Source organism: Streptomyces sp. NPDC036813 (genome assembly GCF_055609245.1).
On record NZ_JBVJPV010000005.1, the window covers coordinates 156240 to 166928 of the forward strand.

Genomic DNA, 10689 nt, shown 5'->3' on the forward strand with positions numbered 1-10689 from the left:
CCTGCGTGGCGCGGACACCGCCGTGGACCACGGCGGTAGCGTCGCCGCGGTCCCGGGAGGAGGACGATGACAGACCTGCGGGCACAGCACAGACCGGACGGACAGCCGGCCTCGACCGGGCGGACGCTCGGCCGTGCGCTGTTGCGCTGGACGTCCACGACCGACCACAAGGTCATCGCGCACCTGTATCTGGTGACCGCGTTCTGCTTCTTCCTCCTCGCCGGTCTGCTGGCCATGGCCATGCGCGCGGAGCTGGCGCGGCCCGGGCTGCAGTTGCTGAGCAAGGACGGCTACAACCAGTTCGTCACGATCCACGGCACGATCATGATGCTGCTGTTCGCGACGCCGATGTTCGCCGGGTTCGCCAACGCCGTGATGCCGTTGCAGATCGGCGCGCCGGACGTGGCGTTCCCGCGGCTGAACGCGCTGTCGTACTGGATGTACCTGTTCGGCGGCCTGATGGTGGTATCCGGGTTCCTGGTGCCCACGGGGGCCGCGTCCTTCGGCTGGTTCGCCTACGCGCCGCTGAACGACGCCGTGCACACGCCCGGCGCGGGCGGTGACCTGTGGGCGATGGGGCTGGTGGTGGCCGGTGTGTCGACGACGCTGGGCGCGGTGAACTTCATCGCCACCATCATGTGCCTGCGCGCGCCCGGCATGACCATGTTCCGGATGCCGCTGTTCACCTGGAACGTGCTGTTCACCTCGATCCTGGTCCTGCCGGCGTTCCCCGTGCTGACCGCGGCGCTGCTCACGCTGGAGGCGGACCGCAAGTTCGGCGCGCACGTCTTCGACTCCGCGAACGGCGGCGCGCTGCTGTGGCAGCACCTGTTCTGGTTCTTCGGGCATCCGGAGGTCTACATCGTCGCGCTGCCGTTCTTCGGGATCATCTCGGAGATCATCCCGGTGTTCAGCCGCAAGCCGCTGTGGGGTTATCTGCCGCTGATCGGCGCGACCGTGACCATCACCATGCTCTCGGCGGTGGTGTGGGCGCACCACATGTTCGCTACCGGGGCGGTGCTGCTGCCGTTCTTCTCGCTGATGTCGTTCCTGATCGCCGTGCCGACGGGCATCAAGTTCTTCGCGTGGATCGGCACGATGGTGCGCGGCTCGATCTCCTTCGAGACGCCGATGCTGTGGTCGCTGGGCTTCCTGGTGACGTTCCTGCTCGGCGGGTTGAGCGGCGTGCTGATCGCCTCGCCGCCGCTGGACTTCCACCTCACCGACTCGTACTTCATCGTCGCGCACCTGCACTACGTGCTGTTCGGCACGGTGGTGTTCGCCATGTTCGCCGGCTTCTACTTCTGGTGGCCGAAGCTGACCGGCCGGATGCTCGACGAGCGGCTGGGCAAGCTGCACTTCTGGCTGCTCTTCCCCGGCTTCCAGCTGACGTTCCTGGTGCAGCACTGGCTGGGCGAGGCGGGCATGCCGCGCCGGTACGCCGACTACCTGCCCTCCGACGGCTTCACCCTGCTGAACACCCTGTCCACGGCGGGGGCGTTCCTGCTCGGGGTGTCCACGCTGCCGTTCCTGTACAACGTGTGGTACTCCGCCCGGCACGGCCGGGTGGTCACCGAGGACGACCCGTGGGGGTACGGGCGCTCCCTGGAGTGGGCGACCTCCTGCCCGCCGCCGCGGCACAACTTCCACGCCCTGCCCCGGATCCGCTCCGAGTCCCCCGCCTTCGAGCTGCACCATCCCTACGTGGCGAGCCGGGCGAAGGAGGTGGGGCAGCGGTGAAGACGGAGTCGATGCTGTTCGGGGGCGTGGCGCTGTTCTTCGCTGGCATCGCCGCGCTCTACGGCGGCTGGTCACGCGAGCCGGCCGGCTCGGCGGTGCTCGTGATCGCCTTCCTGATGGCGTCCTTGGTGTCCTTCTTCAGCGCCGTGCAGTACCGGCGCCGGGGCCTGCGACCGCAGGACCGGAAGGACGCCGAGGTCGCCGACGCGGCCGGGCCGGTGGAGTTCTTCCCCGCGGCGAGCCACTGGCCGGTGGTCACGGCGGCCGGGTTCGCGCTGGCGGCGACCGGTGTGGTGTACGGGCTGTGGCTGTTCCTCATCGGGATGGCGGTGCTGGCTCGGGGGGTTCTGGGGATGGCGTTCCAGTACGTGCACCGGGGTGAGGACCAGGAGTGAGCTGCGGCAGCGGGGCGCCGGGCCGCACGGTCGTGACGGGGCGCCGGCTCTCCTCGTAGCCGCCCTCGACGGTCTGCCGTACGTCGCCCGTCTCCACGCCCTCCTGAAGGTGCTCGCGTTCCTCGTCGGTGAGGGCGTGGCACAGCCAGCGGGTGAGGAAGAACGCGGCGATCGGCGCGAGCACGAGCAGGGCGCGCAGGGTCCACGTCATCACGTTCACGGAGACATGGAAGGTGGCGGCGGCCACGTCGTTGCCGCCGGCGATCAGCAGGACGGCGTAGAAGACGACTCCGGCGACGCCCAGGCCCGTGCGGACGGGCCGGTCGCGGGGCCGGTCGCACAGGTGCTGCTCCTGGCGCCACTCCCCCGTCAGCCGCTGCTCGACGAACGGGTACACGTACAGCACCAGGAAGAGCAGGCCGGGCAGGACCACGGCGGGCAGGAGCACGTTCCACATGAGGGTGTGGCCGGCGAGGTTCGTCTCCCACGGCGGCACGAGGCGCAGCGCGCCCTCCAGGAAGCCGACGTAGAAGTCGGGCTGGGAGCCGGTGGAGGCCTGGTCGGGGCGGTAAGGGCCGTACACCCACACCGGGTTGATCTGGGCGACGGCGCCGACCACGGCGAGCAGGCCGAAGACCATGAGGGACAGCCCGGCCGAGCTCGCGGAGAACTGCGGCACCATCGGTTTGCCGACGGCGTTGCGTTCGGTGCGGCCGGGGCCGCTCCACTGGGTGTGCTTGAGGTGGAACACCAGGATCAGATGCACGGTCACCAGGCCGATCAGCGCGCCGGGCAGCAGCAGGATGTGCATCGGGTAGAGCCGGGAGATGAAGTCGTGCCCGGGGAACTGGCTGCCGAAGACGAAGAAGCTCACATACGTGCCGACGACCGGCAGCGACAGCATGATGCCCTGAGCGATCCGCAGGCCCGTGCCGGAGAGCAGGTCGTCGGGCAGGGAGTAGCCGGCGAAGCCCTCCGCCAGGGCCAGCATGAACAGGGTGACGCCGATGACCCAGTTCAGTTCGCGGGGGCGGCGGAAGGCGCCGGTGAAGAAGATCCGCAGCAGGTGCACGCCGATCGCGGCGGCGAAGACGAGCGCGGCCCAGTGGTGGATCTGGCGCAGCAGCAGCCCGCCGCGTACGTCGAAGCTGATGCGCAGGGTGGAGTCGTAGGCGGCGGACATGAGTACGCCGCGCAGTGGTCCGTAGGAGCCGGTGTAGACGACCTCGCGCATCTCGGGGTCGAAGAAGAAGGTCAGCCAGACGCCGGTGAGGACCAGCACCAGCAGGCTGTACAGGGCGATCTCACCGAGCAGGAACGACCAGTGGTCGGGGAACGCCTTGCGCAGCATCGCGCCGCCCTCGCTGACCGGCAGCCGCGCGTCGAGGGCACCGGCCAGCCGCTCGCCCCTGCTCTCCCCCGCCACCGGCTCCGGCCGACCGTCCCGCTCCACGTCCCTGTGCCTCCCGTGTCCGCCGATGCACCGGAGATGTCCCTCCCCCGCCGACGTACCCGCGGCACGCGGCACCGTTGGAACCACCCGTGTCTCCACCGCACTGCACCCGTTCGGGCGCGCATGCCGGATTCGCCGGGGGCGGGGGCACGCGGGGTGCGGGGCGGGCCAGCCCACGCCGGGTGGGGGCGCGGGGGTGGGCGGGCCCACACCGGAGGCGGTGAGGGGTGGGCGGGCCCACGCCGGGTGAGGGCGGGCGGGCCCACGCGGGTGGGGGTGGGCGGGCTCACGCCGGACACGCCGGAGGCGGTGGGGGTTGGTCAGGCCCCACGCGCGGTGCCGGGGGGCCGGGGTGGCGGGCCGTGGCGGCCGGGTGGCGCGGAGGGTGGACCGGCAGGCCGGCAGCCCGCCAGGCCGTCGGGAGCCGGGGTGCGGCAGGCCGCCCGGCGGGCTTCGCAGGCGCCCCGGGCGGCGTCCGCACCCCCCGGGGGGGCTGCGGCGGCAGGCCGCCGGACGGGCCCTTCACAAGGCCGCCGGGACGACAGGCCGCCCGGCGGGCTTCGCAAGGCGGCCGGGACGGCAGGCTGCTCGGCGGGCTTCGCAAGGCGGACGGGGCGGCCAGGCCGCTCGGCGGAACTTCGTCGGCGCGCTCCCGGACAGACCGGCGGTCGCCAGGCGCGCCTGCACAAGGCGCCGCAAGCGGCGTCCGCACCCCCCGGGGGGGCGGGGCGGCGCCGGCAGGCCGCCGGACCGACCCTCCACAACGCCACCGGGGCGGAAGGCTGCTCGGCGGAGCTTCGCCAGTGCGGCCCCGAGCGGACCGGCAGGTCGCCAGGCGCGCCTGCGCCAGGCACCCAGGCGGCGGGCCGCCGGGCGGCGGCACCCGCGGCCACCCTGGGGTGGCGTCGGCGGGCCGTCGGGCCGCCCGTCTCGCGGCGGCCCGGGCGCCTTCGCGCGACGGGCACGACACCCGGCGGCCCCAGTCGCGAGACCGGTGGGGTGGCGGGGCCGGGCGCCGGGACCGGTGGGGGGCCGGGTGCCGGGCCGGCGGCCCGGGGCATCTTCGCGCGGCCGGCATGCCACCCCGCGGCCCCGGTCGCGAGACCGGTGGGGTGTCGGGGCCGGGCGCCGGGGGGCGTGGTGTCAGATGTTGGGGCGGGCCGCGCTGATGTCGCCGAGGGCCGAGTCCGGGTCGCGTTCCATGGCGGTGTCGCCGAGGGAGACGATGCCGACCGGGTGGCCGTGGTCGACGACGGGGATACGGCGTACCGAGTGCTCGCGCATCAGGCGGATCGCGAGGCTCAGGTCGTCGTCGGGGCCGACGGTGACCACGTCGTCGCTGCAGATGCCGGCGACGGTGGTCTGCTCCGGGTCGCCGCCGTCGGCGATGCCGCTCACCACCAGGTCACGGTCGGTGACCAGGCCGCGCAGGTCGTCGCCGTCGGTCACCAGGACCGCGCCGAGGTCCTCGTCCCGCATCAGCCGGGCCACGGCCGTGACGGAGGCCTGCGGCTCCACGGTGACCGGGTCGGCGGTCATGATGTCGCGGACGTGCTGGGTCATGACGTACTCCTTGCCACAAGGGGGTGTACGGGAGCCGGGTTACCCGCAGACGCCCGGTGACACGGGGATTCAGCGGGCGAGGTCGATCTCGCTCCAGACCTGTTTGCCGCCGCTGACGGGGACCGCGCCCCAGGAGTCCGACACGGCCTCCACGAGGAGGATGCCGCGGCCGCCCGTGGCCTCCCAGCCGATGCTGGTCGGCTTGACGGGGGTGCGCGGGGAGGCGTCGGTGACCGCGATGCGCAGCCGGTGGTTGACCAGGGTGAGGGCTAGGCGGACCTGCCCGCCGGTGTGCACGAGCGCGTTGGTGACGAGTTCGGAGACGACGAGCAGCGCGGCGTCGACGTCGGACGCGGGGACGCCCCAGGCGCGCAGGGTGCGCCGGGTGAAGCGGCGGGCGTGTCCGACGGCCTGCGGCACCCGCCACACCGTCCAGCTCTCCCGCAGCGGGCGCGACGCCATCCCGTCGTAGCGCAGCAGGAGCAGGGCGACGTCGTCGCTGCGGTGGGCGTTGCCGAGGAGGGCGTCGGCGACCGTGCCGAGGTCGGCGACGCCGCAGCCGGCGAGGTCGCGGGCGAGCCGGGCCAGGCCGGTGTCGATGTCGGAGTCCGCCGACTCGACCAGGCCGTCCGTGGTGAGCGCGAGCACCGTGCCGGGCCGCAGGGACAGCGGGCCGAGCGGGAAGTCCGCCTGCGGGAGCACACCGAGCGGCGGGCCGCCGTCGGACTCGACGATCTCGGTGCTGCCGTCGGGGTGGCGCAGCACCGGCGGCAGATGCCCGGCCCGTACGCACCACGCGGAGCCGGACTCCAGGTCGAGGTCGACGTAGGCGCAGGTGGCGAACAGGTCGGTCTCCAGGTCGGCCAGCAACCGGTTGGCGTGCGAGACCACCACGTCCGGCGGATGGCCCTCGACGGCGTAGGCGCGCAGGGCGGTGCGCATCTGCCCCATGAGGGTGGCGGCGGCGGTGCTGTGGCCCTGTACGTCGCCGATGACCAGGGCGACATGGTGGTCGGGCAGCGGGATCACGTCGTACCAGTCCCCGCCGACCTCCAGGCCGGCCGTGGCGGGCAGGTAGCGGGCGACCGCGACGGCGCCGGGCAGCGTGGGCAGGCGGCGCGGCAGCAGCTGGCGCTGGAGCATGCTGACCAGTTCGTGCTCGGCGTCGAAGGCGTGGGCGCGCATCAGGGCCTGCCCGGCGAGGCCCGCGGAGGCGGTGAGCAGGGCGCGTTCGTCGGGGCCGAAGTCGTGCGGGGTGTCCCAGCCGATCAGACAGGCGCCGGCCATGCGGTGGCCGGCGGGCAGCGGCAGCACGGCGAGGCCGCCGGGCCCGACCTCGGCGAGGGCGGGTTCCAGGGCGGTGCCGGCGGGCCAGATCTGGGCGCGGCCCTCGCGCAGCGCGGCGGCGAGGGTGGGCATGGCACGCACGGGCGCGTCGGGCCACTCGGCGCGCCACTCCAGTCGCCACAGCTCCGGCCAGGCCTCGGGCTGCGGCGGGTCGAGGACGGTGACGACGAGGCGGTCGCCCTCCAGCTCGGCGAGTGCGATCCGGTCGGCCCGCAGCGGCTTGCGGAGCGCGGACACGACGGCCTGGCTGACGTCCCGCACGGTGCCCGCGGTGGCCAGGGTGGCGGCCAGGTGCTGGACCCGGGCGACGTCGGTGACGTCGGAGCGCAGCGCGGAGGTGTCCTCGACGGTGCCGACGAGCCGGGCGGGCCGCCCCTCCCCGCCGGGCAGCAGCCGGCCACGCAGCCTGAGCCACCGGGGCGCTCCCGTGGGCTGCTGGATCCGGAACTCCAGCTCACGGTCGCCTATCGACATGTGGTCGGCCTCGACGACGGACATCAGCGCTGGCAGGTCCTCGGGGACGGTGAGCCGGAGCAGGGTCTCGACCTTGCCGTCGAAGTCCTCGCGGGCCACCCCGAAGAGCCGCAGGATGCCGTCGCCGACCGCGACCCGCCCGCTGTCCATGGCGAGGCTGAAGGAGTCCGCGGGCAGCTCACCGGCCTCGGCGGCCGCGACCGGCACGCGCGTGGTGACGGCCGCGGCGACCAGCTCCAGACAGGTGCGCGCCTCGGTGTCGAAGCCGCCGCTCTCCTCGCTGACGGCGAGGAGGCAGCCGCCGGTGCCGGGCAGGGGCACCGCGGCCAGGTGGAAGTCGAGCGCGGGGACGCGCCGGGACGGCGCCCGCGCCGCCAGCTCCAAGGGCCCGAGCCACACGGCGTGCCCGGTGCGGTGCACGTCGGCGGCCGGCGAGCGCCCGGCGATCGGATAGCTCTCGCGCAGGCCGTACACGGATCTCGGCACCCCGGCGGACTCCACCAGACACAGCAGGTCGCCGTCCTCACCCGGGGTGTAGACGGCGGCCAGCTGGGCGTCGGCGAACACCAGCGCCTGTTCGAGGACCTGCCGGGCCCGTTCGGGTGAGTCGCGGCCGGAGGCGAGCGCTTTGAGGGCACGTTCCGCACGCAGCGTCCGCGGCTTGCCTCCCGCAGCTCCCTCACTGACCACGTCGGTATTACAGCGCGCATCGCCCGCCCGCGCAGCCCCTGCGACCGTGACCGCGCTCCGGCGGCTGAGCTGCTCGAAACGATCCGAACATCTGTTGACGCATGCGTTCTGCACGGCGATGTGGTGACACACGTGACTGTCGGTGGTCGGTCACTCACTGGAAATCTCGTGGGCGGACCACGGAGGGGGAGGCATGGACAAGCGGTACGAGGTGTACGCCCTCGCCGACCGTCACTTCTACGACACGCCGGACCGGCTGTCGGACGGCGGCGAGCAGGCCGCACCGCTGTTCGCGGCGGCGCGCCGCGAGGTGCCGGCGGGCTGGAGCGCGGCACGCGTCGGCGACTGGCTGACGCTGACCCCGCTCACCGCCGACGGCGGGCCGCACTCCGGGCCGGCCCAGGGCTGGAAGATCCACGCTTCCGCCACCCGGGCGAACGCCGAGAGGATCGCGGCGATCGTGTGGGACTACTGCGTGCCCCGGCGCATCCCGTTCAAGTTCGTGCCCGGCCCGCACCTGCTGCACCTGCGCAACGCCAAGTACGCCGGGCGCGACACCAGCGGCAAGTTCGTCACCGTCTACCCGGACGGCGAGGAGCAACTGCACACCGTGCTGCGGGAGCTGGGCGAGCTGCTGGAGGGCTTCGAGGGCCCGTACATCCTCACCGACCTGCGCTGGGGCGAGGGCCCGCTCTACGTCCGCTACGGCGCCTTCGCGCGTTCCTACGTCGTCGACGAGCGCGGCGCGCTGGTGCCGGCGGTGCGTGACGGGGAGGGCCGGCTGGTCCCGGACCGGCGCTCGCCCTCCTTCCAGGTGCCGGAGTGGGTGACGCTGCCCGAGTTCCTCGAGCCGCATCTGGCGGCGCGCAACACCACGACGGTGGGTGAGCTGCCGTACCGCATCGACAAGGCCCTGCACTTCTCCAACGGCGGCGGGGTGTACACGGGCACCGACACCCGCGACGGCCGCAAGGTGGTGCTGAAGGAAGGGCGCCCGCACGCGGGGCTGGCCTCCGACGGGGCCGACGCGATCGCCCGGCTGGAGCGGGAGAAGGACGCGCTCGAGCGGCTGGCGGGCACCGGTGTGGTGCCGGAGGTGCGGGACTGGTTCACGCTCGGCGACCACCGGTTCCTGGTGACGGACTTCGTCGAGGGGCGGCCGCTGAACGCGTTCTTCGCCGAACGGCATCCGCTGCTCACGCCGGACCCGGACCCCGGCGAGGTCGCCGCGTACACGGCGTGGGCGGTGCGCATCCACCGGGCCGTGGAGCAGGCGGTGGAGAAGGTGCACGCGCGCGGTGTCGTCTTCAACGACCTGCACGTCTTCAACATCATGGTCGCCCCCGACGAGGAGTCGGTGTACCTGATCGACTTCGAGGCGGCCGCACCGGTCGAGGAGCACGGCCGCCAGGTCGTCGCCCACCCGGGCTTCTTCGCGCCGCCCGACCGGCGGGGCGTCGACGTGGACCGCTATGCCCTCGCCTGCCTGCGGCTCGCGCTGTTCCTGCCGGTGACCACGCTGTTCGTGGTGGACCGCGGCAAGGCGGCCCATCTCGCGGAGGTCATCGCGCGTGAGTTCCCCCAGGTGCCCGGCGGCTTCCTGGCGGAGGCGGTCGCCGAGATCACCCGGGGCACGGCCGGCCGGTCGGCGGGATCCGTCCCGCTCGTGGATCCCGCCGACTGGCCGCACAGCCGGGACTCGATGACCAAGGCGATCCTCGCCTCGGCGACCCCGGAGCGCGACGACCGGCTCTTCCCCGGCGACATCGCCCAGTTCTCCGACGGGGGCGGTCTCGGCCTCGCCCACGGGGCGGCGGGCGTGCTGTACGCGCTCGCGGCGACCGGCGCCGAACGCTACGACGAGGGTGAGCGCTGGCTGCTGGAGCACACCGACCCGGCACCGGCGGGCACCCCGCTCGGCCTGTACGACGGTCTCGCGGGCGTCGTCCACGTCCTGGACCTGCTGGGCCACCGGCAGCGGGCCCTGGATCTGGTCGAGGGCATCCTGAAGGAGCGCTGGCAGAACCTGTCGTCCGACCTGCACGGCGGTCTCGCCGGGCTCGGCCTGGTCCTCGGCGCGCTCGCGGACGCCACCGGCGAGCGGGAGCTGGGTGAGCGGGCCGCCGAGGCCGCCCGGATCCTGGTCGGGCGCCTCGCGGAACCGCCCGCGCCGAAACGGCGGGCCGGGCTGCTGCGCGGCGCGAGCGGGCCGGCGCTGTTCCTGCTGCGGCAGTACGAGCGCACCGGCGAGGCGGAGTTGCTGCGGGCGGCCGGTGTGGCGCTCCAGCGCGATCTGGAGCGCTGCGTGGTGCGGCCGGGCGGCTCGCTCGAGGTCGACGAGGGCTGGCGCACCCTGCCGTATCTCGGTGACGGCAGCGCCGGGATCGGCATGGTCCTGGACGACTTCCTCACCCACGCACCGCAGGCCGCCGACGAGTTCGCCGCCGTACGGGCGGGTGTACTGACCGCCTCGACCTCCCGCTTCTACGCGCAGCCCGGGCTGTTCCAGGGCCGCGCCGGACTGATCCTGCACCTGAGCCGCACCGGGGCGGCGCCGGAGCACCTGACGGGCCAGATCTCCGGGCTCGGCTGGTACGCGATGGCCTACCAGGGCCAGCTCGCCTTCCCCGGCCACCAGATGATGCGGCTCTCCATGGACCTCGCCACCGGAACGGCGGGCTGTCTGCTGGCGCTCGGCGCGGCCCTCGACGGGCCCGGCCCGGCACACCTGCCGTTCCTCCCGCCGCTCACGCGGCCCTGAAGACGCGGCCGCAGTCCCGCGGTCGTGACACCACCCCTGTCCCCATGACGAAAGGACACGATCATGGCTCTTCTCGACCTGCAGACGATGGAGTCCGACGAGCACACCGGCGGCGGCGGCGCGAGCACCGTCAGCCTGCTGTCCTGCATCAGCGCCGCGAGCGTCCTGCTCTGTCTGTGACGCACACCGCGTGACCAAGGCTCCGGGTGGCCTCCTCCCCTCGCGGGAGGGGCCGCCCGGGGCCCTCACTCTTCTCCGGGAGCAGG

The 10689-nt window shown here is 73.6% G+C and carries 7 protein-coding genes; 4 read left to right on the top strand and 3 right to left on the bottom strand.

Annotated features, from left to right (window positions below; translation table 11 throughout):
• Positions 1-66 precede the first annotated feature (66 nt).
• Both ctaD and ctaF read left to right on the top strand, forming a co-directional pair.
• A complete protein-coding gene (ctaD, locus tag ACZ67Q_RS13225) occupies positions 67-1740 on the top strand; it encodes an aa3-type cytochrome oxidase subunit I (protein WP_471180484.1) in 1674 nt (557 codons plus the stop codon).
• On the top strand, positions 1737-2135 hold the full coding sequence (gene ctaF, locus ACZ67Q_RS13230; RefSeq protein ID WP_471180486.1) for an aa3-type cytochrome oxidase subunit IV: 399 nt from the start codon (positions 1737-1739) through the stop codon (positions 2133-2135). The genes ctaD and ctaF overlap by 4 nt, the downstream gene beginning before the upstream one ends.
• Here ctaF and qcrB read toward each other — a convergent pair.
• The 3 genes from qcrB to ACZ67Q_RS13245 form a co-directional block, all read right to left on the bottom strand.
• Complete coding sequence (qcrB, locus tag ACZ67Q_RS13235; protein WP_471181080.1) at positions 2056-3561, bottom strand: cytochrome bc1 complex cytochrome b subunit; 1506 nt, start codon at positions 3559-3561, stop codon at positions 2056-2058. The genes ctaF and qcrB overlap by 80 nt on opposite strands.
• Positions 3562-4731: 1170 nt before the next feature.
• On the bottom strand, positions 4732-5151 hold the full coding sequence (locus ACZ67Q_RS13240; protein ID WP_471180489.1) for a CBS domain-containing protein: 420 nt from the start codon (positions 5149-5151) through the stop codon (positions 4732-4734).
• A gap of 69 nt (positions 5152-5220) precedes the next feature.
• Positions 5221-7662 (bottom strand): SpoIIE family protein phosphatase, encoded by a 2442-nt coding sequence (locus ACZ67Q_RS13245; protein WP_471180492.1) that lies wholly within the window; start codon positions 7660-7662, stop codon positions 5221-5223.
• Between the two features lie 193 nt (positions 7663-7855).
• Between ACZ67Q_RS13245 and lanKC the strand changes: the two genes are divergently transcribed.
• Both lanKC and ACZ67Q_RS13255 read left to right on the top strand, forming a co-directional pair.
• Positions 7856-10423, top strand: coding sequence for a class III lanthionine synthetase LanKC (lanKC, locus tag ACZ67Q_RS13250; protein ID WP_471180494.1), 2568 nt, complete (start codon positions 7856-7858; stop codon positions 10421-10423).
• A 63-nt stretch (positions 10424-10486) separates the two neighbouring features.
• Positions 10487-10603, top strand: a complete 117-nt coding sequence (locus ACZ67Q_RS13255) for a SapB/AmfS family lanthipeptide (RefSeq protein ID WP_028798592.1) — start codon at positions 10487-10489, stop codon at positions 10601-10603.
• Positions 10604-10689: the final 86 nt, after the last annotated feature.